At 53.5% G+C, this 25,881-nt stretch carries 23 protein-coding genes and 1 riboswitch; of the genes, 10 read left to right on the top strand and 13 right to left on the bottom strand.

Translation table 11 applies throughout. From position 1 onward, the window contains the following. The first annotated feature begins 104 nt into the window (after positions 1 to 104). Positions 105 to 344, top strand: coding sequence for a septal ring assembly protein ZapB (gene zapB, locus ACKQAD_RS08935; protein WP_010281529.1), 240 nt, complete (start codon positions 105 to 107; stop codon positions 342 to 344). Positions 345 to 462: 118 nt separating this feature from the next. On the opposite strand, the gene rraA is transcribed toward zapB, so the two are convergent. The 7 genes from rraA to priA all read right to left on the bottom strand — a co-directional run bounded on the left by rraA (position 463) and on the right by priA (position 8,567). After that, positions 463 to 948: a ribonuclease E activity regulator RraA gene (gene rraA / locus ACKQAD_RS08930; protein ID WP_180743875.1), complete on the bottom strand. Its 486-nt coding sequence runs from the start codon at positions 946 to 948 to the stop codon at positions 463 to 465. 134 nt (positions 949 to 1,082) lie between these two features. After that, the gene (locus ACKQAD_RS08925) at positions 1,083 to 2,000 is read right to left on the bottom strand and encodes a 1,4-dihydroxy-2-naphthoate polyprenyltransferase (protein WP_225086498.1); all 918 of its coding nucleotides are present in this window, start codon (positions 1,998 to 2,000) and stop codon (positions 1,083 to 1,085) included. Positions 2,001 to 2,145: 145 nt separating this feature from the next. Then, entirely contained in the window at positions 2,146 to 3,477 is a 1,332-nt protein-coding gene (gene hslU / locus ACKQAD_RS08920) for an ATP-dependent protease ATPase subunit HslU (protein WP_409159833.1), read from the bottom strand. Between the two features lie 9 nt (positions 3,478 to 3,486). Continuing rightward, complete coding sequence (gene hslV / locus ACKQAD_RS08915) at positions 3,487 to 4,017, bottom strand: ATP-dependent protease subunit HslV (RefSeq protein ID WP_005973334.1); 531 nt, start codon at positions 4,015 to 4,017, stop codon at positions 3,487 to 3,489. Between the two features lie 83 nt (positions 4,018 to 4,100). Then, on the bottom strand, positions 4,101 to 4,958 hold the full coding sequence (gene ftsN / locus ACKQAD_RS08910) for a cell division protein FtsN (RefSeq protein WP_409159832.1): 858 nt from the start codon (positions 4,956 to 4,958) through the stop codon (positions 4,101 to 4,103). Positions 4,959 to 5,046: 88 nt separating this feature from the next. After that, the gene (gene cytR, locus ACKQAD_RS08905) at positions 5,047 to 6,090 is read right to left on the bottom strand and encodes a DNA-binding transcriptional regulator CytR (RefSeq protein ID WP_409159831.1); all 1,044 of its coding nucleotides are present in this window, start codon (positions 6,088 to 6,090) and stop codon (positions 5,047 to 5,049) included. A 278-nt stretch (positions 6,091 to 6,368) separates the two neighbouring features. Then, positions 6,369 to 8,567, bottom strand: coding sequence for a primosomal protein N' (gene priA / locus ACKQAD_RS08900; RefSeq protein ID WP_409159830.1), 2,199 nt, complete (start codon positions 8,565 to 8,567; stop codon positions 6,369 to 6,371). Positions 8,568 to 8,880: 313 nt separating this feature from the next. Here priA and rpmE point away from each other — a divergent pair, with 313 nt between their 5' ends. Beyond that, complete coding sequence (gene rpmE, locus ACKQAD_RS08895) at positions 8,881 to 9,096, top strand: 50S ribosomal protein L31 (RefSeq protein ID WP_012772907.1); 216 nt, start codon at positions 8,881 to 8,883, stop codon at positions 9,094 to 9,096. A gap of 72 nt (positions 9,097 to 9,168) precedes the next feature. Here rpmE and ACKQAD_RS08890 read toward each other — a convergent pair whose 3' ends face one another. The 4 genes from ACKQAD_RS08890 to metJ all read right to left on the bottom strand — a co-directional run bounded on the left by ACKQAD_RS08890 (position 9,169) and on the right by metJ (position 12,471). After that, positions 9,169 to 10,182 carry a FecCD family ABC transporter permease gene (locus ACKQAD_RS08890; protein ID WP_409159829.1) on the bottom strand — a complete coding sequence of 338 codons (1,014 nt, stop codon included), beginning with the start codon at positions 10,180 to 10,182 and terminating at the stop codon, positions 9,169 to 9,171. Continuing rightward, a complete protein-coding gene (locus tag ACKQAD_RS08885; RefSeq protein WP_409159913.1) occupies positions 10,179 to 11,141 on the bottom strand; it encodes an ABC transporter substrate-binding protein in 963 nt (320 codons plus the stop codon). Before ACKQAD_RS08885 ends, ACKQAD_RS08890 begins: the two co-directional genes overlap by 4 nt. Positions 11,142 to 11,150: 9 nt before the next feature. Continuing rightward, positions 11,151 to 11,948, bottom strand: coding sequence for an ABC transporter ATP-binding protein (locus ACKQAD_RS08880; protein ID WP_409159828.1), 798 nt, complete (start codon positions 11,946 to 11,948; stop codon positions 11,151 to 11,153). A 205-nt stretch (positions 11,949 to 12,153) separates the two neighbouring features. Continuing rightward, positions 12,154 to 12,471, bottom strand: coding sequence for a met regulon transcriptional regulator MetJ (gene metJ, locus ACKQAD_RS08875; protein WP_005973355.1), 318 nt, complete (start codon positions 12,469 to 12,471; stop codon positions 12,154 to 12,156). 187 nt (positions 12,472 to 12,658) lie between these two features. Here metJ and metB point away from each other — a divergent pair, with 187 nt between their 5' ends. The 4 genes from metB to oxyR all read left to right on the top strand — a co-directional run bounded on the left by metB (position 12,659) and on the right by oxyR (position 18,881). After that, complete coding sequence (gene metB, locus ACKQAD_RS08870; RefSeq protein WP_409159827.1) at positions 12,659 to 13,819, top strand: cystathionine gamma-synthase; 1,161 nt, start codon at positions 12,659 to 12,661, stop codon at positions 13,817 to 13,819. Between the two features lie 2 nt (positions 13,820 to 13,821). Further along, the gene (locus ACKQAD_RS08865; protein WP_409159825.1) at positions 13,822 to 16,257 is read left to right on the top strand and encodes a bifunctional aspartate kinase/homoserine dehydrogenase II; all 2,436 of its coding nucleotides are present in this window, start codon (positions 13,822 to 13,824) and stop codon (positions 16,255 to 16,257) included. Positions 16,258 to 16,522: 265 nt separating this feature from the next. Beyond that, positions 16,523 to 17,419 (top strand): methylenetetrahydrofolate reductase, encoded by an 897-nt coding sequence (gene metF / locus ACKQAD_RS08860; protein ID WP_409159824.1) that lies wholly within the window; start codon positions 16,523 to 16,525, stop codon positions 17,417 to 17,419. 553 nt (positions 17,420 to 17,972) lie between these two features. After that, the gene (gene oxyR / locus ACKQAD_RS08855) at positions 17,973 to 18,881 is read left to right on the top strand and encodes a DNA-binding transcriptional regulator OxyR (RefSeq protein ID WP_010281486.1); all 909 of its coding nucleotides are present in this window, start codon (positions 17,973 to 17,975) and stop codon (positions 18,879 to 18,881) included. Here oxyR and sthA read toward each other — a convergent pair. Continuing rightward, positions 18,873 to 20,279: a Si-specific NAD(P)(+) transhydrogenase gene (gene sthA / locus ACKQAD_RS08850; protein ID WP_409159823.1), complete on the bottom strand. Its 1,407-nt coding sequence runs from the start codon at positions 20,277 to 20,279 to the stop codon at positions 18,873 to 18,875. The genes oxyR and sthA overlap by 9 nt on opposite strands. 212 nt (positions 20,280 to 20,491) lie before the next feature. Between sthA and fabR the strand changes: the two genes are divergently transcribed. Both fabR and ACKQAD_RS08840 read left to right on the top strand, forming a co-directional pair. After that, a complete protein-coding gene (fabR, locus tag ACKQAD_RS08845) occupies positions 20,492 to 21,121 on the top strand; it encodes an HTH-type transcriptional repressor FabR (RefSeq protein ID WP_010308157.1) in 630 nt (209 codons plus the stop codon). A gap of 35 nt (positions 21,122 to 21,156) precedes the next feature. Beyond that, positions 21,157 to 21,543: a YijD family membrane protein gene (locus ACKQAD_RS08840; RefSeq protein ID WP_409159822.1), complete on the top strand. Its 387-nt coding sequence runs from the start codon at positions 21,157 to 21,159 to the stop codon at positions 21,541 to 21,543. A gap of 41 nt (positions 21,544 to 21,584) precedes the next feature. On the opposite strand, the gene trmA is transcribed toward ACKQAD_RS08840, so the two are convergent. Further along, a complete protein-coding gene (gene trmA, locus ACKQAD_RS08835; protein ID WP_409159821.1) occupies positions 21,585 to 22,688 on the bottom strand; it encodes a tRNA (uridine(54)-C5)-methyltransferase TrmA in 1,104 nt (367 codons plus the stop codon). A 130-nt stretch (positions 22,689 to 22,818) separates the two neighbouring features. Then, positions 22,819 to 23,046, top strand: a riboswitch (cobalamin riboswitch). 67 nt (positions 23,047 to 23,113) lie between these two features. On the opposite strand from trmA, the gene btuB reads away from it, so the two are divergent. Together btuB and murI are read left to right on the top strand one after the other, a co-directional pair. After that, positions 23,114 to 24,988: a TonB-dependent vitamin B12 receptor BtuB gene (gene btuB, locus ACKQAD_RS08830; RefSeq protein WP_409159820.1), complete on the top strand. Its 1,875-nt coding sequence runs from the start codon at positions 23,114 to 23,116 to the stop codon at positions 24,986 to 24,988. Then, a complete protein-coding gene (gene murI, locus ACKQAD_RS08825; RefSeq protein WP_409159819.1) occupies positions 24,933 to 25,790 on the top strand; it encodes a glutamate racemase in 858 nt (285 codons plus the stop codon). The genes btuB and murI overlap by 56 nt, the downstream gene beginning before the upstream one ends. The last annotated feature ends 91 nt before the right edge of the window (positions 25,791 to 25,881 follow it).

Genomic DNA, 25,881 nt, shown 5'->3' with positions numbered 1-25,881 from the left:
TTATGTTCACGGGCGGATGGCGACACCGTTGGGTGTTGGTTACAGAGTCCGAAAGCCAGCGTTAACCGATCTTTGCCTTGTTGCGATTAAAAGGGGTTTGAAGAATGTCATTTGAAGTGTTTGAAAAGCTGGAAGCGAAAGTTCAGCAGGCGATTGATACCATCACGCTGTTGCAAATGGAAATTGAAGAGCTGAAAGAGCAGAACAACGCGCTGTCGCAGGATGTTCAGGCGGCAGCGGGTTCACGTGAAGCGCTGGTGCGCGAGAACGAACAGTTGAAAGAAGAGCAAGTGGTATGGCAAGAGCGCTTACGCGCGCTGTTAGGCAAAATGGAAGAAGTCTGATAGGGCTTGCCGGCTCAGACGAAGGGATCGATTATTGATTGAGCCAAATAAAAAAGGGCGGTTATCGCCCTTTTTTGTGATGAAGTTGCCGCAATAAAAACGCGGAGATTCAACGATATTATTCAATATCCAGCGGGTCTTCCGCCAAAATAATACCGGTGTTATCGGCATACAAATGATCACCGGAGAAGAAGGTGACGCCACCGAAGTTGACGCGAATATCGCTCTCGCCGATGCCTTCGCTACTCGCGCCGACCGGAATGGCCGCCATCGCCTGAATACCGATATCCAGCTCAGCCAAATCGTCAACCTGACGCACTGCGCCATAAACGACAATGCCTTCCCATTCGTTTTGCGTCGCCAACCGGGCGATTTCCGCGTTGATCAACGCGCGGCGCACGGACCCCCCGCCATCGACCAGAAGCACGCGCCCAAGGCCGTTCTCTTCAAGGAGATCGAACAGCAGGCCGTTATCCTCAAAACATTTCACCGTGGTGATTTTGCCACCAAATGAAGTACGCCCGCCAAAGTTAGAGAACAGAGGTTCAACAACATTCACCTCTTCGTGGTAGATATCGCACAGTTCGGAAGTATCGTATTTCATAGGATTAACGTCTGTTTGCCACCGGAATCATGAGTATATCCCTTTCTGGCGGCTGTTGGCAAAATCATCAAATGTTAACTTGATGCGCATCAGTAAATACGCACCGCTTTTCACCTGCGCTAACTTTACCCGCGCTAACTCAGTATCACACCCACGGCGAACAAAATGTTGGTCAGCAGCGCGCCTTTCACCGTTTTTTCCAACATCGGACGCATGCTGAATGCGCTGGTTTCACGCAGCACATAGCGTGCCTGCTTAATCAGCAACGGGAGTGCCAGAATAAAGAGCCAGCCCGCCAGACTGTGCAGATAAAACGTGGCAAACAGACCGAGACAAACTGGTGCCAGCAACAGCAGCATTGTGTGGTAGAAACGTGCTTTTTCCGCGCCGAGGCGCACCGCCAGCGTGTTCTTTCCACTGATACGATCGTTGTCGATATCGCGCAGGTTGTTGATGTTTAGGACGGCCGTCGCCAACAGACCACAGGCCGTGGCAGGCAGCATCACGATGCTGTCGAAGTGACCAGTTTGCAGATAATACGACCCAGCGACGCTGAGCCAGCCGAAAAAGATCAGCACCGAGATATCGCCGAGCCCGATATAACCGTAAGGTTTGTTACCGACGGTATAGGTGATGGCGGCGAAAATCGCCAGCAGCCCCAGAATCAAGAAACCAAAGATATCCGCGGGCTTTTCACACGCCAGAATCACCAGACTTACGCCGGAAATGATGGTGAGCACCACCGTCACGATCAGCGCATTGCGCAGTTGCACCAGTGTAATGGCACCGGTCTGGATGCCGCGTAGCGGCCCGATGCGATCCTCGGTATCGCTGCCTTTTACCGCATCCCCATAGTCGTTCGCCAGATTGGAAAGGATTTGCAGCAGCCCGGCGGTCAACAACGCCAGTAATGCTACGCCCGGTTTAAAGCTGCTATGCCAGCTCGCAATCGCCGAGCCAGTGACGATGGACGCGAAAGCTAGTGGCAACGTTTTTGGACGCAGACTATCCAGCCAGGCTTTGGTTTTGCTGCTATGGGTTGATAAGGTCATGGTGCGCTTCAATTTTTATTGACGATCCACGTGCGTGAATCATCCGTTTATAAACAAGAAAAGTCAGTGATGGCGGCGTCAGAAACAAAAGTGGGAGGCCAACGCCTCCCACTTTATCGTTAATCGTGCGATCCGCGAAAACGGATTATAAGATAAATCGACTCAGATCTTCATCTGCTACTAATTCATCCAGATGATTACGGACGTAATCTGCGTCAATGGTAACGCGTTGACCGTTCATTTCGCTGGCGTCGTAAGAAACGTCTTCGATCAGGCGCTCCATCACGGTATGCAGACGGCGTGCGCCGATATTCTCGGTGCTTTCGTTGACCTGCCAGGCGGCTTCGGCAATACGGCGGATGCCATCGACCGTGAACGAAATATCCACACCTTCCGTCGCCATCAGCGCTTTGTACTGCTCGGTCAGCGAGGCGCTCGGTTCCGTCAGGATGCGCTCGAAATCTTCCGTCGTCAGCGCTTGCAATTCCACGCGAATCGGCAGACGCCCCTGCAATTCTGGAATCAGATCGGACGGGCTGGCAACCTGGAATGCGCCAGAGGCGATAAACAGGATGTGGTCGGTCTTGACCATGCCGTGTTTGGTGGACACGGTGCAGCCTTCAACCAGCGGCAGCAGATCGCGTTGGACGCCTTCACGGGAAACATCCGGGCCGGAACTTTCGCCGCGCTTACAGATTTTGTCGATCTCATCAATGAACACGATACCGTGCTGCTCAACGGCTTCAATCGCCTGCTGCTTCAGCTCTTCCGGGTTCACTAGCTTGGCGGCTTCTTCTTCTATCAGCAGCTTGAAGGCATCTTTAATTTTGATCTTGCGGGCTTTTTGCTTCTGGCCTGCCAGATTCTGGAACATGGACTGGAGCTGGTTGGTCATCTCTTCCATGCCCGGCGGTGCCATGATCTCTACGCCAACGGGGGCGGCAGCCAGATCGATCTCGATCTCTTTGTCGTCCAATTGGCCTTCACGCAGTTTCTTGCGGAATGCCTGACGTGCGGCGGAAGGCTCCTGCGTGCTTTCTGACTGTCCCCAATTGTTCTTCGCCGGTGGGATCAGCACGTCCAGAATGCGGTCTTCCGCCATCTCTTCCGCACGGAAGCGGTTTTTTTCGATGGATTGGAGGCGCACCATTTTTATCGCAGAATCCGTCAGATCGCGGATGATGGAGTCAACTTCTTTACCGACATAGCCCACTTCGGTGAATTTGGTTGCTTCCACTTTGATGAACGGCGCATTGGCGAGTTTTGCCAGACGGCGAGCGATTTCGGTTTTACCTACGCCGGTTGGGCCGATCATGAGAATATTTTTAGGCGTCACTTCATGACGGAGTGCTTCGTCCAACTGCATACGACGCCAGCGGTTACGTAGCGCGATGGAGACGGCGCGTTTCGCTTTATGCTGGCCGATGATGTAGCTGTCGAGTTCGCTGACTATCTCGCGCGGGGTCATTTCAGACATGGTTGATCCTTACGCCTTGGAGGCTAATTCTTCTATCGTGTGGAACTGGTTGGTGTAGATACAGATGTCGCCCGCAATCCCCAGAGATTTTTCGACGATATCACGAGCACCCAGCTCGGTGTTTTCCAGCAAAGCACGTGCGGCGGCCTGCGCATAAGGACCGCCGGAACCAATGGCGATCAGATCGTTTTCAGGCTGCACGACATCGCCATTACCGGTAATGATCAGTGAGGCATTTTCGTCCGCGACGGCCAGTAGGGCTTCCAGCTTGCGTAGCATACGGTCGGTACGCCAGTCTTTCGCCAACTCGACAGCGGCTTTCACCAGATGACCCTGGTGTAATTCCAGCTTGCGCTCAAAAAGCTCAAAAAGGGTAAAGGCATCCGCCGTGCCGCCAGCGAAACCGGCGATAACGCGGTCATGGTAGAGGCGACGTACCTTACGCACGTTGCCTTTCATCACGGTGTTGCCCAGAGTGGCTTGTCCATCACCGCCAATGACCACCTGGCCGTTGCGGCGTACGCTTACAATTGTTGTCACGAGTCAGTCCCCGTTTGAAGAAAAAGATCCCCGCATGATTCGGGGCGCATTGATGTTATAGATGGGGGAAAGCGTGGGGTTTTTCAACCCCCGCTGGCAAGAGGAATACAGTTTGATGCGCCCGCGCTCTTCAGGCGTTGGATCATGCTATCTGCGGCAGCACGGTTGCTGTAAGGCCCCAACATAATACGGTTCCAGCCGCCGTTAGAGGTGATGCGGCTTTCGATGCCCGCAAACGCCAACTGTGCTCTTACCGATTCGGCAGGGTCCATGGTTTTGAAGGAACCGCATTGAATCGCCCAGCGTTGCGTTTTCTCAGCTTTTGGTGCTTCAGGCTGTTTGACCGGCTGTTGCTTTGGCGCTTCCTGTTTTGGCGTTTCTTGTCTTGGAACCACAGGCGTCGTTTGTGTAATCGCGGGTGCCCGCGTGGTGGGCTGCGTCGTCACAACAGGCTGCTGCATCGGTTGTGTCGGCGGCTTAATCGTCACCTGTGAGCGCGGAACCTGAGTCTGGTCGTTGTATGGCACCTCAGAGAGCTGCGTTGGCTGACGACGCATATCAGACTGCATCTGCTCCAGCAGTTGACGCTGTTCATCCGTCAACTGCACCGGCGACTGAATCTCGCCACCCGCCGAAGGCTCCGTTGGCGTTGTCACGCCCAACTGACGATTTTCCAGCTCTTTGATGTAGCGCCAGCGTTCTTCCGGCTTGGGTGGCAGCCCGTTACCTTTGCCCACGTTTTGATGCGGCAGAACGGGGGACTCATCGGGTTTATTATGGGCGATAAAGTACAGACCGCCCGCGAAGGTGACCAAAACGGCAACAGCCAGTGCGATCATCGTTTTGGATGCACCTGAAGCCTTGCCTTTTTTTCGGCTATTTGTCGTTTTCCGACGCGTCCCTGGTGAACGTCCCCGGCTCACGTAGTCTCTTTGTGCCACTGTCGTTTCGCTGTGAATTGATAGGTAAATAACATAATTAGGGTGTCATGTTACTGAACCCTCAAATATTTGACCAGCACCTGAAGTCTTAAAGCCTGTTACGGGCGTAATTTGGCGCGGCGACGCTATCGCGTACGACCAATTCACTGGATAACAGACGGGAACCGCTTTGTACCGTGTTACCTTGCAACTGCTCTAAGAGTAGCAGCATTGCCTCGCGTCCGATCTGATAACGAGGTTGGGCGACAGACGTCAGCGGCGGCCAGCTGTATTTCGCTTGTTCAATATCATCGAAACCGACGATGGAAAGGTCACGGGGGATGTCTAGCCCCATCTTCCTGGCCTGTGCGAACACGCCCAGCGCCATCAGATCGCTATGACAAAAGATCGCACTGGGTGGATGTGGGTGCTGCATCAGCGCAGTCAAGCCATTCATCCCGGTTTCGTAGGTGAAATCGCCCCGAAAGATGTACTGATTGTCGATGAGAATCCCACTGCGCCGCAGTGCCTGAATATACCCCTGTAGACGATATTGGCTCAGGTGCATGTGTTCCGGGCCGGCGATGCAGGCGATGCGCTGATGGCCTGCCTGATACAGATAGTGTACGGCTTCAAAGGCGGCGGTCAGGTTATCGATATGCACGGTTGGCAGCGCCAGATCCGGTGAGAACTCATTCGCCATCACCATCGGCGGCAGATTACGCTGCTCTTCCTGACCGGCGTCAAACGGTAGATGAGAGCCGAGCAACACCATGCCGTCGATCTGTTTGGTAATAATCAGATCGACGAAGGTTTTTTCTTTCTGATGCTGGTGGGCACAATCGCCAATCAACACCAGATAGCCGTGTTCGGCTGCGGTTTCCTCGATCCCGCGAAATATTTCAGAGAAATAAGGATCGCAGATATCCGGCACGATCGTCAGGATCGTACGCGATTCGTTACGCTTGAGGTTCCTGTTGAGCGCGTGGGGCGAATAGCCAACGGCGATGACAGCCTGCTCGACCTTCCTGCGGGTGGTCGCAGAGACTTTTTCTGGGTTCATTAACGTTCGGGATACGGTCGCGGTGGAAACGCCCGCCTCATCCGCCACGTCTTTCATCGTCGCCGTGGTGACGCCTTTCTTCTGCTTCAACGCTTTTCTCCTTGCGTCAGCGTTAACTGGCGCTGACTGCCAGCAGAACGCTCCTGCCTGCTGACGCTTCTATGATGACGGGGCGCGGTATGCCGACTTAAATGGCACGGTACGTCAGTACACGACCAGCCTCAGCATACTGCCTGCGCAGACAGTGATAACAGATTGAACGCAGGTTTTGTTGCTTAATTTGCATGGAAAGTGTGATGAATATCGTGTTCTCGACGCTGCTCGCAAAAAAAGCGTGGCAAGAAACCGACATGATCTAACAGGAAAGGCTAACCGTCCGTGGGATCGACATCCAGCATCCATTTCACTTTACGTGCCTGCGGTAGCGTGCCGATCAGCGCCATTGAGGTTCTGACCAGTTTTTGTAATAGCGCTCGGGAAGGGTGCTGTAGCAGGAGCTGCCAGCGGAAGCGCCCCGCGCGTTTGGGCTGTAAAGCAGGGACTGGGCCTAGCAGCCAGAGTGAGTCGTCCCGCAGCGGGCTCGCTTCCAGTAAATTACGCAACTGCTGGAGGAATAAAGTGGCCTGCTGATTATCGTGATCGTCAGCGCGGAAGAGGATATGGCTGGTAAACGGCGGCAGAAAGACGCTTTTCCGTTCGGTAAGCGCCTGGCTGGCAAAGGCATCGTAGCCCTGTTGCAGCAACGTTTGTAATAGCGGATGTTCCGGGTGGTGCGTTTGCAGCGCCACTTCGCCCGCTTTGCCTGCACGTCCCGCGCGGCCAGCTACCTGAGTATAGAGTTGTGCAAAACGTTCTGCGGCACGGAAGTCGGCCGAGAACAGCGAACCGTCCACGTCCAGCAGAGCAACCAGCGTAACGTCTGGGAAGTGATGGCCTTTCGCCAACATCTGTGTGCCGATGAGAAGGCGTGCGCCGCCTTGCCTGACCTGCGAGAGCTGCTGTTCAAGCGCACCTTTACGGCTGGTGGTATCGCGGTCTATGCGGGTGATCGGAACATCGGGAAATAGTGGGGCAAGGCTTTGCTCCAACTGCTCGGTGCCCAGACCAACCGGCACCATATTCGTCGAACCGCAACTGGGACACTGTTGTGGCACCGGGCGCTGGCTGTCGCAGTGGTGGCAGCGCAACATCTTCTGATGCTGATGGTAGGTATAGTAGTGATCGCAGCGCTGACACTCGGCAATCCAGCCGCACTCGTGGCACATCACCACGGGGGCGAACCCGCGCCGATTGAGGAACAAAATGACCTGATTATCGTTTGCCAGATGGCGGCGAATGCGGGTAATCAGCGGCTGAGATAACCCTGACGTCAACGGCAGCCCTTTCAGATCGATAACGTACTGTTTGGCCAGCGCGGCATTGCCTGCTCTTTTGGTCAGATTCAAGCGTCGATACTTGCCGGTCTGGACGTTATACAGCGTTTCCAACGCGGGCGTCGCCGTCCCCATAACGATGGGAATGTCTTCTTCTCTGGCGCGAAAGACCGCCAAATCGCGGGCGTGATAGCGCCAGCCTTCCTGCTGTTTGTAGGAGCTGTCGTGTTCTTCATCGATCACGATCAATCCCAAACAGGAAAAGGGGGTAAATAACGCCGATCGCGTCCCGATGACGATGGCGGCTTCACCGCTGCGGGCGCGTAGCCAGACGGCGAGGCGTTCGCTGTCATTGAGTGCAGAATGCAGGACATCCACCGGAGCGTTAAAGCGTTCACGGAAGCGGGCGATGGTTTGCGGCGTCAGAGCAATTTCCGGCACTAACACCAACGCTTGTTTGCCCTGCGCCAGTACGTTTTCCAGCACGCTGAGGTAGACTTCGGTTTTGCCCGAACCGGTAATGCCCGCGAGCAACCAGGCGGCGAAGTGGTTATCTTCGCTGCGAATAGCGCCGACGGCAGTAGCCTGTTCGGTATTCAGACGCAGTCGGTCGGTTGCCAGGCTAAAGCTTTGACGCCAGTCGTGAAGCATCTGCTCTGCGGCCTGTAATTCGCACAGCCCTTTGCTGCGCAGCGCCTGCAACGCCGTTCCCGTCAGCCCGATTTCGCTTACCTGATGGCGATAAATTGGCGACTGAAGTAAAGCTGCCAACGCCTGTTGCTGCTTCACGGCGCGTTTGAGCGTGCTGAGCGGCGTCGCCCGACCCTGCTCGGTGGCAAACCATTGCCAGAGCGGGGCACGGTGTGCGGGTTTCCCCTGACGCAGTAGGATCGGCAGCGCGTGGAACAGCACTTCGCCAATCGGGTAGTGATAGTACTCGACTGCCCACAGCAGAATGCGCCACAGGCTGGGCGGGAACAGCGGCTGTTCGTCCAGCACGTCATGCACAGGTTTTAATTGCTCAAGTGGAAGCTCGCTGGTGTCGCTCAGCGCGGTAATAATACCGATGGCTTTACGGTGACCAAAGGAGACGCTGACGCGCGCGCCGACCTGCGGAGCGATGCCTCCAGCGGGCAGCAAATAATCGAATGTACGTGCCAACGGCACGGGCAAAGCGACCTGAGCGACAGACATAACTTCTCCGTGATAATCGACGTGGATTAGCGCGGCGAGTCACGACACAACCGTGTGGTTTGTATCACGCGCCGAGCAGAGTGAAAATAACGCAAGGCGCTAGTGTACATGCTGCGAGGGATAATGTGTGGATGCGATTGCATCGGGGTATCAGATTCTGTATGATCCGCCGCCACTATGCTGTTCGCACCAATGATGGGTCGTTCGCGGAAATCATTGCGCCGTTCGCATAATGAACTTACTTATACAACTTTCGTGTGGTGTCTGGCGGAACAGGGCTGGATAGCGACACGGCCTTAACTGAGGTTTCCCCATGAAAAAAGGTATTCACCCGAATTATTCTGCAGTTACTGTAACTTGCTCTTGCGGTAACGTGATCAAAACCCATTCTACTGTGGGTCGTGACCTGAACCTGGACGTTTGTGGCGAATGCCACCCGTTCTACACCGGTAAACAACGTGATGTTGCAACTGGTGGCCGTGTTGACCGCTTTAACAAGCGTTTCTCCGTACCAGGCACTAAAAAATAAGTTTTACTGGCCTCATTGGCACAGTAACTTTCGACAAAGGCACCGACAGGTGCCTTTGTTGTTTCTGGTGTGTCATCGACCCTGCTGACGTTTTACCAGCATCCCGAGAACGAAGACGCCGCCTAGCCCCGCCGTAATAATCCCGATGGGCAATTCTTGTGGTGCCAGCAGTTGTCGGCTGAGCCAATCGCCGCCGCACAGCAGTATCGCACCCAGTACAGCTGTCATTGGCAGAAGCCTCTTGTGTAGCACCCCGCTCAGCGGCCGAGCCAGATGGGGAACCATCAGGCCGATAAAACCGATCACGCCGGTCAGCGCAACCAGTAGTGAGGTGGCGAAAGCGCAGCAGATGAAAATTTCCACGCGTACGCGAGACAGATTAATCCCCATTGAGGCCGCAGTTTGTCCGCCAGCCAGCAGCGCATCGAGCGCACGCCAGCGTAGGGCTGTGAGGCCGAATAGCAGCAGAACGCTGAACACCGCAAAAGGTAGCGTGTCCCAACGGGCAAGGCCTAGCCCCCCCAGCGACCAGAAAAGAATTGAGCTGGCGGCCCGCTGATCGCCGGAAAACACCAGATAGTTCGTCAAGGCGCCGAACAGAAATGAGATCGCCAATCCGCAAATGATCAGACGTTCTGCGCCCCGCGCCTGTTGCAGCAGGAACAGCACTGTCACAGCGACGGCCGATAAGATACCACCACAGAAGGCCGCCATCGGCAGAGCCCAGTCACCGAGCTGCTCGCCAAAACGGGTGATGACGGCGACTGCCCCTGCCGAGGCCCCGGCAGACAGGCCGAACAGAAAAGGGTCAGCCAGATCGTTACGGGTTGCCGTTTGCAAAAAGGCACCGACCATCGCTAACCCCGTGCCGCACAGCGCCGCCAGCAGACTGCGAGGAATGCGCAGTTCCAGAATGATGCGTGATGTCATCGGCGAGACATCCGCCGATGACAGCCCTAAGACACTGGCGACCTGCGTGAGGGGAATCGTCGTGCTGCCTGTCGCAATATTTAACAGCATCAGTCCAACCAATATCAGTAATGCGATAACGAGGGTGACGGCATAACGTGAAGATGTTGGGTTCACTGAAAGGCATCCGGGTAGAGTGCGTGCACCAGTTTATCGACGGCCACAATATTCGCCGGCCCCGGCGTGAGTTCCGCATATTGCAGCTTCAGGTAGCGATGCTGTTGTACGGCCGGGGTAAACTTCATCAGCGGGTGCGTTTCCAGAAAACGTCTTAACGCATCTGCGCCGTTACCCGTCTGGTAATCCAGCAAAATAATCAAATCAGGTTCGCGTGCCGCTACGCTTTCCCACGATGTTGAGGCCCAGCTCGTTGGCATGTCGTCCATCACGTTTTTGCCGCCTGCGGCCTCAATGATAGCAGTGGGCATGGCGAATTTCCCGCTGGTAAAGGGTTTATCGTCGCCAGAGTCATACAGGAAAACCGTCTGCTTTGGCCGATCGCCAATACGGGTTTGCAGGGCGGCAATATGCTGTTTCCAGTCGTCAATCTGCTTCTGAGCCTGTTCCTGCTTACCGAAGATTTTCCCCAGTTTCAGCATGTCGCCGTAGAGCAACGCCATGCTAGCTTGCGGACGCTGCTGCTGTTGTTCGGTGAACACACAGCTTTCGCTGAGCACCAGCGTTTGAATGCCGTATTTCTTCAACGATTGCGGGGTGACGTCGCCACCGATCTTCATGCCGTAGTTCCACCCTGCAAAGAAGAAATCCGGGTGTACGGCCAGCAGATTTTCCAGCGTCGGGTATTTTGCTGCCAGTTCAGGGATCGTGCCCTGCTGCTTGATAAAGTCAGGGGGTGCTTTATACCAGCCGGTGATTCCGGTCACCCCGACGATATTTTTTTGCAGCCCAAGCGCAAACGCCATCTCCGTCATGTTCAGGTCATGAATAACGGCACGCTGTGGCGGCTGAGTGAAGGTTAGCGGTTGCCCACAGCTGTCGACGGTGACTGGAAAACCAGAGGCGTGTGCCCAGCAGGATGTCAAGGCCAGCAGTCCAGACAGAAGTGTTATTTTCATCATGATTCCTTAGTGCAGTTCAGGGGCTTCAAAGATGCGAATGGGCGAGCCGTTTATCGGGTGCGGTACCGTAAAACTCTCCATCCCAAATACGGACTTCACACAGTCGGCGCTCAGCGCGTGTGCAGGCGTACCCCAGCGGAGTAGCGTTCCCTGTTGCAAAACGGCGACGCGATCGGCAAAAGGGGTGATAAGTGGTAGGTCGTGCAGCACTGCGAGCGTTGAAATACCGCGCTTCCGTACCAGAGACAGCAGTTGCGCACGTGCCAACGGATCGAGATGGTTGGTCGGTTCATCCAGCAGCAGGAGTTGCGGCGTTTGCGCAAAAGCACGTGCCAGCGCGGCGCGCTGGCGTTCCCCGCCGGAGAGTGTTCCCAGCAGGCGGTGGCGTAGCGGTAATAATCCGGTATCGTCCAGCGCTTCTTCGATAAACAGGCGATCGTGTGCAGGCGTGCTGAATCCGTGGTGTGGAATTCGCCCCAAAGCAACGTATTCCGCGACCCGCAGACGTAGATCCGGCGTATCGTTCTGCGCCAGAATCGCGATGCGCTTTGCTCGCTCATGGCGGCTGAGTGTATTTAGCGACTGACCGTTCAGATGGATGTACCCTGTCGTCGTACCGATTTCGCTGGTTAACACGCGTAATAGCGTGGATTTGCCGCTACCGTTGGGCCCAATCAGCGCCAGACGCTCGCCCGCCTGCATGGACAGAGAAATATCACGGAGTCTCGGTGCCCCATTAGCGTCGGCAACGGAAACATGGTGTAGCTGTAGCAGTACGGGTCTGGCGGAGAGAGATGTTGTCATGATGCGAGCATATCACCATTATGCGTCAAATATGATATGTTATAACATAACAGATTAAATGCAATCCCGATTCACAACGTGAACGGAAGAGGCAATACCTGAGAAGAGAGGGCGGTTGGGTTAATGAGGCGCGGTAGGCTGAGCGGGCGTCAGCTGCATAGCAAAACCCCGCCGGGAAAGGCGGGGTTCACGAGAAACTCGACAATCAGTATTCCCACGTATCTGGGTCGATACCCATTTCACGCATGATGATTTTTGCCGCTTCAGGGATTTCATCGCTGCGTTCTTTGCGCAGGTCTTCGTCATTCGGTAACGGTTGGCCCGTGAACGCGTGCAGAAACGCCTCGCACAGCAGTTCGCTGTTGGTGGCATGGCGCAGGTTGTTCACCTGACGACGCGTGCGTTCGTCAGTCAGTATCTTTAATACTTTCAGAGGGATAGATACTGTTATCTTCTTGACTTGCTCGCTTTTTTTACCGTGTTCAGCGTAAGGGCTGACATACTCGCCGTTCCACTCAGCCATGGGATACCTTAAAAATTAATCTAATGAAGACAGCATCTGTCATGAAATGCCACGATTCTAACGGTTATTCTGCCTGTGCTCAATCTATACGCAAAGAGGTTTAGATGTCTAGATGTGTTGACGTCTATTGAAACTGCGTTTACTCTTAAATTCCTATCTTTTCAGCCTCCAGCCAGGAAATGAGCCGATGACGCGTAAACAGGCAACGATCGCAGTCCGCAGTGGGTTAAATGATGATGAACAGTATGGCTGCGTCGTCCCCCCCATTCACCTTTCCAGCACGTATAACTTTACCGGATTCAACCAGCCACGCGCACACGACTATTCGCGTCGCGGTAACCCCACGCGTGATGTTGTGCAGCGTGCGCTTGCCGAACTTGAAGGCGGCGCGGGTGCGGTAATGACGAGCAGCGGAATGTCGGCGATTATGTTGGTTTGCACGGTATTCCTGCGTCCCGGCGATCTGCTGGTGGCACCGCATGATTGCTACGGCGGCAGTTATCGCCTGTTTGACAGCCTGAGCAAACGCGGCGCGTTTCGCGTCAAATTTGTCGATCAAAGTGATACCGAGGCGCTCAACGCTGTGCTGGCAGAGAAGCCGAAGTTGGTGCTGGTGGAAAGTCCGAGCAATCCGCTGCTGCGCGTCGTGGATATTACCGCGATTTGTCATGCTGTGCGGGAAGCGGGCGCGGTCAGCGTGGTGGACAACACCTTCCTGAGCCCGGCATTGCAGAAGCCGCTGGAGTTGGGTGCCGATCTGGTGGTGCATTCGTGCACCAAGTACCTGAACGGTCATTCTGATGTGGTCGCGGGTGCGGTAATTGCCAGAGATGCCGATACCATCACTGAACTGGCCTGGTGGGCGAACAACATTGGCGTCACGGGCGCGGCGTTCGACAGCTATCTGCTGCTACGCGGTTTGCGTACGCTGGCGCCGCGTATGGCGGCCGCGCAGCGTAACGCGCAACAAATCGTTGCATTTTTACAGACGCAGCCGCTGGTGAAGGCGCTATACCATCCTTCACTGCCAAACAATCCCGGCCATGATATTGCCCGCCGTCAACAATCTGGCTTTGGCGCTATGCTAAGTTTTGAGCTGGATGGGGATGAAGACACCCTGCGGCGTTTTCTGGCATCGCTGGAACTGTTTACGCTGGCGGAATCGTTGGGCGGGGTCGAGAGTCTCATCTCTCATGCGGCAACGATGACACACGCAGGTATGGCGCCAGAAGCGCGTGCCGCGGCGGGTATCTCTGAAACATTACTGCGTATTTCCACTGGCATTGAAGACGGCGATGATCTGGTTGCCGATCTTGATCGTGCGTTTCAAGCCGCAGCCAAGAGGTAAGAATGAGTGCATTAGGAGTAGCGCCATCGGTAACGGGCCGACAACTGCATAAGTTTGGCGGTAGCAGTCTGGCCGATGTGAAATGTTACCTGCGCGTCGCCGGTATTATGGCGGAGTATAGCCACCCCGGTGATTTGATGGTGGTGTCTGCCGCAGGCAGTACCACCAACCTGTTGATTAGCTGGTTGAAATTGAGTCAGAGCGATCGTCTATCGGCGCATCAGGTTCAGCAGGCATTACGTCGCTATCAAAGTGAACTGATCGCTGGACTTCTGCCTGCGCAGGCGGCGGAGCCCCTGACTACTCAGTTCATTCGCGATCTGGAGCGTTTGGCTACGCTGCTGGATGGCAAGATCACGGATGCCGTCTACGCCGAAGTTGTCGGGCACGGTGAAATCTGGTCGGCTCGCCTGATGTCCGCCGTGTTGAATCATCTGGATATGAATGCGGCCTGGCTTGATGCGCGCGATTTTCTCTGCGCAGAACGCGCCGCGCAGCCGCAGGTTGATGAAGGCCGTTCTTGGCCGCTGTTGCAGCAATATCTAACGCAACACACGGGGCAGCGTTTGGTGGTAACCGGCTTTATCTGCCGCAATGACGCGGGGGAAACGGTACTGTTGGGGCGCAACGGAAGTGACTACTCGGCGACGCAAATTGGTGCGCTGGCGGGGGTTGAGCGTGTAACCATCTGGAGCGACGTCGCCGGGGTTTATAGCGCCGACCCGCGTAAAGTGAAAGATGCCTGCCTGCTGCCGCTGCTGCGACTGGATGAAGCCAGCGAGCTGGCGCGTCTGGCTGCGCCGGTACTGCATACGCGTACTTTGCAGCCTGTTTCCGGCAGCGATATCGATCTGCAACTGCGTTGCAGCTATCAGCCTGAACAGGGGTCGACGCGCATTGAACGTGTGCTGGCCTCGGGTACGGGCGCCAAAATTGTCACCAGCCACGATGATGTGTGCCTGATTGAAGTTCAGGTTCCCGTTGAGCATGATTTCGTGCTGTTGCAAAAAGAAGTCGAACAGCTTCTGAATCGTGCACAACTGAAGCCGCTGGCGATCGGTGTCCATCAGGATCGTAACCTGCTGCAACTGTGCTACACCTCCGAAGTAGTGGATAGCGCGTTGCAACTGCTGGCAGAGGCTGCTCTGCCGGTTGAGATCAACCAACGTGACGGGTTGGCGATGGTCGCGATGGTCGGTGCAGGCGTGGGTAAAAACCCGCTGCACAGCCACCGTTTCTATCAGCAGTTGAAAGATCAACCGATTGAATTTGTTCGTCAGGCCGATGATGGCATCAGTCTGGTCGCTGTTCTGCGTGTCGGCCCGACGGAACATTTGATTCGTGGGTTGCACCATTCGCTATTCCGTGCAGAGAAACGCATCGGTCTGGTGCTGTTCGGCAAGGGAAATATTGGTTCTCGCTGGCTGGAGCTGTTTGCGCGTGAGCAGAGTAATCTGTCTGCGCGTACCGGCTTCGAGTTTGTTCTGGCTGGCGTGGTAGACAGTACGCGCAGCCTGTTGGACTATGACGGTCTGGATGCCAGCCGTGCGTTGGCTTTCTTTGAAAGTGAAGCGCGGGAGCGGGATGGTGAAGATCTGTTCCTGTGGATGCGTGCGCACCCCTTTGATGATTTGGTGGTGCTGGATGTCACCGCCAGTGAGTCGGTCGCCGGTCTGTATCTGGATTTCGCCAGCTATGGTTTTCATGTCATTAGCGCCAACAAACTAGCAGGCGCATCTGGTGGCAATAACTATCGCCAGATCCGTGACGCGTTCGCGAAAACGGATCGCCACTGGTTGTATAACGCGACGGTGGGCGCGGGTTTGCCAGTCAACTTTGCGGTACGCGATCTGCGGGAAAGCGGCGACAGTATTCTGGCGATTAGTGGGATTTTCTCCGGTACGCTCTCCTGGTTGTTCTTGCAGTTCGATGGCACGGTACCGTTCATCGATCTGGTCGATCAGGCTTGCCAGCAGGGGCTGACCGAACCCGATCCCCGCGTTGACCTCTCCGGTCAGGACGTTATGCGCAAGCTGGTGATTCTGGCGCGAGAGGCGGGCTATGATATCGAACCCAGTCAGGTTCGGGTTGAGTCGCTGGTGCCGCCGGGTTGTGAACAGGGCTCTGTCGATTACTTCTTCGAGAACGGCGATTCGCTGAACGAGCAGATGCTTCGTCGTCTGGAAGCGGCACAGGAAATGGGCCTGGTTCTGCGTCACGTCGCACGCTTTGACAGCAACGGTAAAGCGCGCGTTGGCGTTGAAGCTGTTCGCCCCGATCACCCTCTGGCCTCGCTGTTGCCGGGTGATAACGTGTTTGCGATTGAAAGCCGCTGGTATCGGGATAACCCGCTGGTTATCCGTGGGCCGGGCGCGGGGCGCGATGTCACCGCGGGTGCGCTTCAGTCTGATCTCAATCGTTTGGTGCAACTGTTGTAGAACCTGCTGCGCCCTCACCTCTTCATTATTGGCCGCCTTCGCGCATAAGGGCGGCGGCCAATACGCAAGCGACATACTCCCTCCTTCGTGTTTTCACGCACCTCAAATCATGAAATTTTTTCATTTACCGTGAGTAATCATCACCTCCCGGCGCGCTGAAAAGCGTTGACTCTTTAAGCAGATTACGTCATTTTCTATATAGACGTCTAAACGTATAGACGTGTAGAGAATGATAATAACAGTCACGGTCAACGGGGTAGCAGGTATGAGCTTTTTTCACGCAAACCAGCGGGAAGCGCTGAATCAAAGTCTGGCGGAATTGCATGGACGGATTAATGTGTCGTTCGAATTTTTCCCGCCGCGTACCAGCGATATGGAAGAAACCCTGTGGAACTCAATTGATCGACTGAGCTGCCTGAAACCCAAGTTTGTTTCCGTGACCTATGGAGCGAATTCCGGCGAGCGTGACCGTACTCACAGCATTATCAAAACGATTAAAGAACGTACCGGCTTGGAAGCTGCGCCTCACCTGACCTGTGTCGATGCGTCGCGTGAACAACTGCGTGAAATCGCACAAGATTACTGGCAGAGCGGTATCCGTCATATCGTCGCGCTGCGTGGCGATTTGCCTCCCGAAGGTGGCAAACCGGACATCTACGCAGCGGATCTGGTTTCCCTGCTGAAAGAGGTTGGCGATTTCGATATTTCTGTTGCTGCCTATCCTGAAGTGCATCCTGAAGCGAAAAGCGCGCAGGCTGACCTGATTAACCTCAAACACAAGATTGATGCTGGTGCGAATCGCGCAATCACACAGTTCTTTTTCGACGTAGAAAGCTACCTGCGATTCCGTGACCGCTGTGTGGCGACAGGCATCGATGTGGAAATTGTGCCGGGCATTCTGCCCGTATCGAATTTCAAACAGCTGCAACGTTTTGCCACGATGACCAATGTTCGTGTGCCAAACTGGATGACGGCCATGTTTGACGGTCTGGATAACGATCCAGAGACGCGCAAAATGGTGGGGGCGTCTATCGCGATGGACATGGTGAAAATTCTCAGCCGCGAAGGCGTAAAAGATTTCCATTTCTATACGCTGAACCGCGCTGAGCTGAGCTACGCGATTTGTCATACGTTGGGGGTCCGCCCTGATGTGGCGCGCTGAGGCGACGCGCAAGATTTCAGGAAGAACGAGGCTGCAATGCGGTGACGAAGAATAACGGTATCGGAATACCTTTCAACGTCACTTACGGCGACCATGAAAAGGAGGGGTCTCAGGGATGAGATCCTTATTCGCATGGTGCGGTTGACCGTTGCTGTTGTGGTCAATATGTCTCTCTGGCGTCCGTTTTTTTTATTACTTCTCTCCTCTGAATATTCAAATCCTCTTTTTCTATTTTTATCTCTTCCGATTCTTTTATTACTTTGCCGCTGGTCAGCTTTCCAGACATCGTTCGCAAGGGTATTGTTACCCAACACACACAAAATGCTGTCGATGCCAAATCGCTTGAAGAGTCTAGCCTGCTTGTTATAGCGTGGCTGGAGGCTGGCAGGTATGCCCCGGTGGTACCGAAATCGTAAAAATATTGTTTTATTCCTGTAGAAATAAATGGATAAGCTTCGGTGGGAATATATTATTCATTTTGGATGTTGATAGGGATTATCGCTAATTGATATCCTATCTATCGCTGTTAGCTATCATGATAAGGAGAATTATAATGAATATTCGGGACTTGGAATATCTTGTCGCGCTGGCAGAACATCGTCATTTTCGGCGTGCGGCAGATTCCTGCCATGTGAGTCAGCCAACACTCAGTGGACAAATTCGTAAGCTGGAAGATGAACTCGGTGTGATGTTGCTTGAGCGCACCAGTCGCAAGGTCTTGTTTACGCAAGCGGGGCTGCTGCTGGTCGAGCAGGCACGAACGGTATTACGCGAGGTTAAGGTACTAAAAGAGATGGCGAGCCAGCAGGGTGAAACCATGTCCGGGCCTCTGCATATCGGCCTGATCCCCACAGTGGGGCCTTATCTGCTGCCGCAAATTATTCCAATGCTGCATCGCACGTTTCCTAAACTCGAAATGTATCTGCACGAAGCGCAAACCCACCAGTTACTGGCCCAGTTGGACAGCGGCAAACTGGACTGCGCCATTCTCGCGATGGTGAAAGAGTCCGAAGCCTTTATCGAAGTTCCCCTCTTTGACGAACCGATGAAGCTGGCCATTTATCAGGATCACCCTTGGGCGAACCGTGAACGCGTGGCGATGTCCGATCTGGCGGGGGAGAAACTGCTGATGCTGGAAGACGGTCATTGCCTGCGCGATCAGGCGATGGGCTTCTGTTTTCAGGCGGGGGCGGATGAAGACACGCATTTCCGGGCAACCAGCCTGGAGACGTTACGTAATATGGTCGCAGCCGGAAGTGGTATTACGCTGCTGCCATCGTTATCGGTCCCGCGCGAACGCGAGCGCGACGGCGTCTGCTATTTGCCGTGCTATAAACCGGAGCCTAAGCGCACTATCGCGCTGGTGTATCGCCCTGGTTCACCGCTGCGCGGACGCTATGAGCAGCTTGCTGATACCATCCGCGAGCATATGCAGGGCTATATGGAAAATCTGTCAAAATAAGCGGTTAAGCCCGTTCAGCGCCGCTACGCGGTACGCTTCTGCCATGGTTGGATAGTTGAAGGTGGTATTAACGAAATATTCGATAGTATTGCCTTCACCTTTTTGTTCCATGATGGCCTGTCCGATGTGGATAATCTCAGCGGCGCGCTCACCAAAGCAGTGAATACCCAGAATCTGTTTGGTTTCGCGGTGGAACAGAATCTTCAAACTTCCCACATTCATCCCGACAATTTGCGCTCGCGCCAGATGTTTGAACTGCGCCCGCCCGACTTCATAAGGCACTTTCATCGCGGTGAGCTCTTGCTCGGTTTTCCCCACGGAGCTGATTTCCGGGATGGTATAAATGCCGGTTGGGATATCTTCGATCAGATGCGCGCTGGCATCGCCTTTGATAATCGCCTGAGCGGCGAGCCTGCCTTGGTCATAAGCGGCAGATGCCAGGCTAGGATAGCCGATGACATCACCGATGGCATAAATATGTGCCAGCGCCGTCTGGTACATACTGTTGACCTTGAGCTGGCCGCGGCTGTCGGTGCTCAGGCCGATATTCTCCAGCCCTAGCGTTTCCGTGTTCCCCGTGCGCCCGTTGGCATAGAGCAGACAATCCGCCTTCATCTTTTTGCCTGATTTCAGATTGACGATAACGCCGTCAGACAGCCCTTCAATACTCTCGAACTCTTCGTTGTGGCGAATCACCACGCCGTTGTTCCAGAAGTGATAGGACAGGGCATCCGACATTTCCTGATCGAGAAACGCCAGCAGCCTGTCGCGGGTATTGATTAAATCGACCTTAACGCTCAGACCGCGAAAGATGGAGGCATATTCGCAGCCGATAACGCCCGCGCCATAGATGATGACGTGCTGGGGCTCGTGGTCGAGTTGCAGAATGGAGTCGCTGTCATAAATACGCGGGTGGCCGAAATCGACGTCTGCCGGATGATATGGACGTGAACCCGTCGCAATAATGATATTCGCGGCAGTCAGCGTTTCATGGGTGTTGTCTGGGTAGTGAACGGCAATCGTATGGGCGTCGATGAAACTGGCCTCGCCGGAGAACAACTCGCACTGATTACGCTCATAAAATCCTTGTCGCATACGGGTTTGCTGACCAATGACGCTGTCGGCATGGCGTAGAATATCGGAAAATGAGGAGCGGATAATGCGGGAGTTGTCACTGTAGAGGGGGTTTTGATTGAACTCGATAATACGGCTGACGGCATGGCGGAGGGCTTTGGAAGGAATCGTACCCCAGTGGGTACAGCCACCGCCGACATTGTAGTGACGTTCAATCACCGCAATTTTGGCACCGTGCTTGGCCAATCCCATTGCTGCGCCTTCACCGCCGGGACCGGAGCCAATCACAATGGCATCATAATCGTATTGATGTTGTAGAGTCATGGTAGGTTAAACCTGTTTTTATACAAAATAATAACGTGGCCTTAACATTGTGCGATTGTAACATCGACTGCGGCAGAACCCAATCATCCCTGCCTTTACTATGGAAACAGATTCTCACATTCTTAATATGGCAAACTTTGTCTCATTCTGCGGACAATAAAGTTTGCTATAGTGCCCCTCTGGAAAGGGGAGTAGATCATTTGGGCAGTATAATGGGTGTCAGAGCACAACAAAAAGAACGGACTCGTCGTTCCCTTATTGAAGCTGCATTTAGCCAGTTAAGCGCTGAGCGCAGCTTTGCCAGCCTGAGTCTGCGTGAAGTCGCTCGCGAAGCGGGTATCGCGCCGACATCTTTCTATCGTCATTTTCGTGATGTGGATGAACTGGGGCTGACAATGGTTGACGAAAGCGGGCTGATGCTGCGTCAGTTAATGCGACAGGCCCGGCAGCGTATCGCCAAAACGGGTAGCGTAATCAGGACGTCGGTTTCCACCTTCATGGAATTTATCGGTAATAATCCTAATGCGTTCCGGCTGTTGCTGCGTGAGCGCTCAGGGACGTCGGCGGCTTTCCGTGCGGCAGTCGCGCGCGAAATTCAACATTTCATCGCGGAACTGGCGGATTATCTTGAGGTGGAAAACCATATTCCTCGTAGTTTTGCGGAAGCGCAGTCAGAAGCGATGGTGACCATTGTTTTCAGCGCGGGAGCGGAAGCATTGGATGTTTCCTTAGAACAGCGTAAGCAGTTGGAAGAACGACTGGTACTGCAACTGCGGATGATCGCCAAAGGGGCGTATTACTGGTACAGAAAAGAACACGATAGTAGTTTTACCGTGCCATAAATCCTCTATACCAACAACATGAAAAGGGAGAAACCATGACAGAAAAACCTCACCAAGAAAAAGGTACGCTGGTATTGGCGTTGATTGCGGGCTTATCCGTTAATGGCGCATTCGCCGCCTTGTTCAGCAGTATTGTTCCGTTCTCGATTTTTCCCCTGATTGCGCTGGTATTGTCCATTTATTGCCTGCATCAACGTTATTTGCACCACAGTATGCCGGAAGGCATTCCGCTGCTGGCAGCGGCTAGTTTTCTGCTGGGATTATTGGTCTACAGTGCCATCGTGCGTGTTGAATATCCCGCCATTGGATCGAACTTTATTCCGTCAATCCTGTGCGTGGCATTGGTTTTCTGGATTGGTCTGAAACTACGCCGCAGAAAAGCCACGGATTCTGCATCCGCAGAAGAGAGCGAGACGCTGTAGCGGGTGCATTCTGGCGGGGAGACCCGCCAGTTGATGTGCGGTTACTGACGCTTTTCCAACAGCACGCCACACTCCATATGGTGGGTATAAGGGAATTGATCGAACAGCGCCACACGGCGAATGTCGTGGGTTTCTGAGAGTGTTTGCAGGTTATGGCTCAATGTTTCCGGGTTGCAGGAAATATAAAGAATACGCGGATACGCCTGCACCAGTTTCACCGTTTCGTCATCCAGTCCGCTGCGCGGCGGGTCAACAAAAATGGTCTCGCACTGGTAGCTCGTCAGATCGATGCCCTGCAAGCGGTTAAATTGACGCACACCCTGCATCGCTTGCGTAAATTCTTCTGCTGCCATGCGGATAATCTGTACGTTCTCTATCTTGTTTGCCGCAATATTATATTGTGCTGCCGCAACAGATGGCTTGGCGATCTCGGTTGCCAGTACGCGTTCGAAATTTCTTGCCAGCGCGAGTGAAAAATTGCCGTTACCGCAATACAGCTCCAGCAAATCCCCTGTCGATCCCGCCGTCGCGTCCAACGCCCACTCCAGCATCTGAATATTTATTGCCGCATTCGGCTGTGTGAAGCTGTTTTCCACCTGACGGTAAATCATATTCCGACCTGCAACCGGCAGACATTCATCGACATAATCGCGGTCGAGGCAGATTTTGGTTTTCGTCGCACGACCAATCAACTGTAGACGGAAGCCCTGTGCCGTCAGGCTATCGCGCAGCGCGCGGGCATGCTCCTGCCACTCCTCGTCCAGTGCGCGGTGATACAGCAGCGAAACGATCACTTCGCCGCTCAGGGTGGACAGATAGTCTATCTGGAACAGTTTGCGGCGCAGGACGGGATTGGGCTGGACTGCAGCAAGCAGCGCCGGCATCAGGCGATTGATTAACTCACTGGCTGCTGGAAAGCGATCGACACGAATGCGCTGTTTGGTTTGCTGGTCAAACATGATGTGGTAGAGCTCGTCACCCTCGTGCCAGATACGGAACTCGGCGCGCATCCGATAGTGGCTGACGGGAGAACGAAAGACGACAGGTTCCGGTGCATTGAACGGTGCCATCAGTCCACGCAGACGCTCGGTTTTCTCTGCAAGCTGGTCGTCGTATTGTTCGATGGGCAGGATTTCTGGCGTCATGGTTTTCTCGTCTGAACAGCGTCTAAAAGGGTGTTATTGGCCGGGAATTGTAGGGAATCCGGTCAGGAAGTCCAGTTTTGTTACGTTATTATCCTGTGGTGATATAGAAGTCTAGACTTCCACAATTCGCAATTGTAGGATGAGCATCCGGCCTTGTAACACAAGTCAAAAGGGAATCCAGTGTAAATCTGGAGCTGACGCGCAGCGGTAAGGAAAGCCCCGGCGATAGCATTATTATGCAGACACTGTCTTTTATAGATGGGAAGTCATCGCTTTCGTTGTATCCCTTACCGTTGTTGACGGTTTTTGGTAACAACGGCATCCAAGCCCGAAGACCTGCCGGAATACGTCGCAATTGGTTCTGCATATCGCGTGCTATTAACAGAACCTGCGGCATCCTTATTTATTTCTCGGATGCTTTAACAATGATTAAAAAAATTTCGCTGCTGACGGCGCTTTCCGTCACGGCATTTTCTGGCTGGGCGCAGGAAAACCAAAATTCGCCATCGGAAAAAAATGCCGATGACATGGTAGTAACCGCAAATCGTTTCGCACAGCCAGTTTCTTCGGTGTTGGCGGCAAATAGTATCGTAACGCGGGCTGATCTCGATCGCTGGCAGGCCAAGTCGCTCAATGATGTGATGCGTCGTTTACCGGGTGTAGATATTGCTGAGAATGGTGGCCGAGGACAGCTTGGATCGGTATTTATCCGTGGCGGGAGTGCGAGCCATGTATTGGTACTGGTTGATGGCGTTCGTATGGCATCTCCTGGCGTGACGGGCAGTATCGATTTTAGCCAAATACCAATGTCGCTCGTGCAGCGCATTGAATATATTCGTGGCCCTCGTTCTGCTGTGTACGGTTCTGACGCCATCAGTGGCGTCATCAATATTATCACTGAACGTGCTCAGGATGGAGGTGTGCTAAATGCTGGCTACGGCTCCCATGCTTATCAGAACTATGATGGTTCAGTACGTGGTCATGTGAGTGACAATACCGTTGTCAGTGTCGCAGGAAGCTATGAAGCGACCCATGGATATAATGTTTATCCTTCCTCACCGTTGCTGATTGACAGAGATAATGATGGTTATCGCAGCAAATCTTTTTGGGGTTCGCTGGAGCAACGGTTTTCTGAAAATACTTCCGGTTTTTTCCGAGCTTATGGGTATGACAACAACACTGATTACGATGTGGCCTCCGCTTTTCCCGGCAATGATAAGCGTTATTTGAATACTCGAAATTATGACGCGGGTCTGAAGTTTAACGAAGGTATATATTCAAGCCAATTAATTGCTAGTTACCAAACCTATGATGATCTGAATTTTAACGATGCGACTGGTAAATATAACGGAACCATTACGCAAATTGAGCAACGCAACCTGCAGTGGGGTAACGTCTTCAATGTTGGAAATGGTAGCTTAAGTCTTGGGGCGGATTGGCGTAATGAGCGTGCTGAAGCAGGAGGAATGTCTGCGTATACGAGAGCTCAAAGTCGCGATAATACCGGGGTATACCTGACCACTCAGCAGCAGTTTGGTTCTGTTACGTTAGAGGGCGCTGTTCGTGGTGATGATAATCAACAATATGGCCGACATGGTACGTGGCAAACAGGTGCTGCATGGGAGTTTGTTGACGGGTATCGAATTGTCGGTTCTTACGGTACAGCATTTAAAGCGCCAACATTTGACAAGATATATGACACGGCATACTCGCAGGGGAATCCCAATTTATCGCCTGAAGAAAGTAAGCAGTGGGAAATTGGCGTAGAAGGATTAAGTGGTCCAGTGAACTGGCGGCTTTCCGGTTACCGGAATGAGGTTAATGATCTCATTAACTATCGTGCGATTAATTTCTCAACGGGCACATACGATAATATCGGCAAAGCCGTAATGACTGGGGCTGAGTTTACCGCAGCCTATGATACATGGTGGTTGTCGCATCAGGTAACTCTGGAATATTTGGATGCCAAAGATAAAACGACAGATAAGGCTTTAGCTCGTCGTGCCCATAAGAAAGCGAAGTATGAGCTTTCAACTATGTTAAACGATGTGAACATGTCGCTGACGTGGCTTTACCAAGGTGCTCGCTCTGATTCGGATTTCGATCCTGTTACTTTCCAGCCTAAACCCGTCAAACTAGGTGGCTATAGCCTTTGGGATCTCGCTGCCTCATATCCGATCACCTCTCATCTGACAGTTCGTGGTAGAATCGCCAACCTGTTTGATAAAGATTATGAGACGGCATATGGCTACCGCACGGCAGGGCGAGAATACTATCTCACCGGAAGCTATACCTTCTAACCTGCCATCCCGTCCTACGGTGCTGGTCTTCGATTCCGGCGTAGGCGGGCTGTCTGTTTATGATGAAATCCGGCAACTCTTGCCGGATCTTCACTATATATACGCATTCGATAACAAAGCGTTTCCCTATGGTGAGAAATCACAGCAGTTTATTATCGAGCGCGTGGTTGAGATTGTTAACGCAGTTCAACTTCGTCATCAGATCGCATTGGTTGTGATTGCCTGTAATACGGCGAGTACGATTTCCCTTCCTGCGTTACGTGAGCGTTTTACTTTCCCTGTCGTGGGCGTCGTCCCTGCGGTGAAGCCGGCAGCTAAGCTGACGCGCAACGGCGTTGTTGGCCTACTGGCCACGCGCGCAACGGTTCAACGCCCCTATACGCACGAACTGATTGCCCGTTTTGCGACGGATTGCCAGATTTTGTCGCTGGGGTCGTCAGAGCTGGTTGAATTGGCAGAGGCGAAATTGCAGGGGGAGACGATTTCCATTTCCGAGCTGCAAAAAATCCTTCGCCCCTGGCTGCGTTTACCGGAGCCGCCAGATACGGTTGTACTGGGTTGTACGCATTTTCCGTTGTTAGCAGAAGATCTGAAAGCGGCATTGCCAGATGGAACACGTCTTGTCGATTCCGGTGCCGCTATTGCCAGAAGAACCGCGTGGCTCATTGCTAATCTGGATAATCTACCACTTTCGACAGATAAGAATCTGGTTTATTGCCTAGCGATTACACCTAAAGTCGCTACGCTGTGGCCAATATTGCAGCATTATGGCTTCGATTCGCTGGAAAAACTGCCACTTTGATAGTCTTATGGGTAAATAGTAGACAAACGATAATTTTTTTGCATTTAGCGCTTGTCAGCCGCCGAGAAGTCCCTATAATGCGCCTCCACTG

Origin of the sequence: Pectobacterium artocarpous, from assembly GCF_046159765.1 — a bacterium.
Lineage (GTDB): Bacteria > Pseudomonadota > Gammaproteobacteria > Enterobacterales > Enterobacteriaceae > Pectobacterium.
The sequence above is the reverse complement of the archived record's forward strand: the minus strand, read 5'-3'. Positions and strand labels throughout refer to the sequence as shown.

Coding starts and splice junctions, on each gene's coding strand:
- fabR (WP_010308157.1), top strand. CDS start 20,492: ATGGGTGTCAGAGCACAACAAAAAGAACGGACTCGTCGTTCCCTTATT.
- rraA (WP_180743875.1), bottom strand. CDS start 948: ATGAAATACGATACTTCCGAACTGTGCGATATCTACCACGAAGAGGTG.
- metJ (WP_005973355.1), bottom strand. CDS start 12,471: ATGGCTGAGTGGAACGGCGAGTATGTCAGCCCTTACGCTGAACACGGT.
- ACKQAD_RS08925 (WP_225086498.1), bottom strand. CDS start 2,000: ATGACCTTATCAACCCATAGCAGCAAAACCAAAGCCTGGCTGGATAGT.
- metF (WP_409159824.1), top strand. CDS start 16,523: ATGAGCTTTTTTCACGCAAACCAGCGGGAAGCGCTGAATCAAAGTCTG.
- sthA (WP_409159823.1), bottom strand. CDS start 20,279: ATGACTCTACAACATCAATACGATTATGATGCCATTGTGATTGGCTCC.
- metB (WP_409159827.1), top strand. CDS start 12,659: ATGACGCGTAAACAGGCAACGATCGCAGTCCGCAGTGGGTTAAATGAT.
- rpmE (WP_012772907.1), top strand. CDS start 8,881: ATGAAAAAAGGTATTCACCCGAATTATTCTGCAGTTACTGTAACTTGC.
- trmA (WP_409159821.1), bottom strand. CDS start 22,688: ATGACGCCAGAAATCCTGCCCATCGAACAATACGACGACCAGCTTGCA.
- priA (WP_409159830.1), bottom strand. CDS start 8,567: ATGTCTGTCGCTCAGGTCGCTTTGCCCGTGCCGTTGGCACGTACATTC.
- ACKQAD_RS08865 (WP_409159825.1), top strand. CDS start 13,822: ATGAGTGCATTAGGAGTAGCGCCATCGGTAACGGGCCGACAACTGCAT.
- ACKQAD_RS08840 (WP_409159822.1), top strand. CDS start 21,157: ATGACAGAAAAACCTCACCAAGAAAAAGGTACGCTGGTATTGGCGTTG.
- murI (WP_409159819.1), top strand. CDS start 24,933: ATGGCTACCGCACGGCAGGGCGAGAATACTATCTCACCGGAAGCTATA.
- hslU (WP_409159833.1), bottom strand. CDS start 3,477: ATGTCTGAAATGACCCCGCGCGAGATAGTCAGCGAACTCGACAGCTAC.
- ACKQAD_RS08885 (WP_409159913.1), bottom strand. CDS start 11,141: ATGAAAATAACACTTCTGTCTGGACTGCTGGCCTTGACATCCTGCTGG.
- ACKQAD_RS08880 (WP_409159828.1), bottom strand. CDS start 11,948: ATGACAACATCTCTCTCCGCCAGACCCGTACTGCTACAGCTACACCAT.
- btuB (WP_409159820.1), top strand. CDS start 23,114: ATGATTAAAAAAATTTCGCTGCTGACGGCGCTTTCCGTCACGGCATTT.
- zapB (WP_010281529.1), top strand. CDS start 105: ATGTCATTTGAAGTGTTTGAAAAGCTGGAAGCGAAAGTTCAGCAGGCG.
- oxyR (WP_010281486.1), top strand. CDS start 17,973: ATGAATATTCGGGACTTGGAATATCTTGTCGCGCTGGCAGAACATCGT.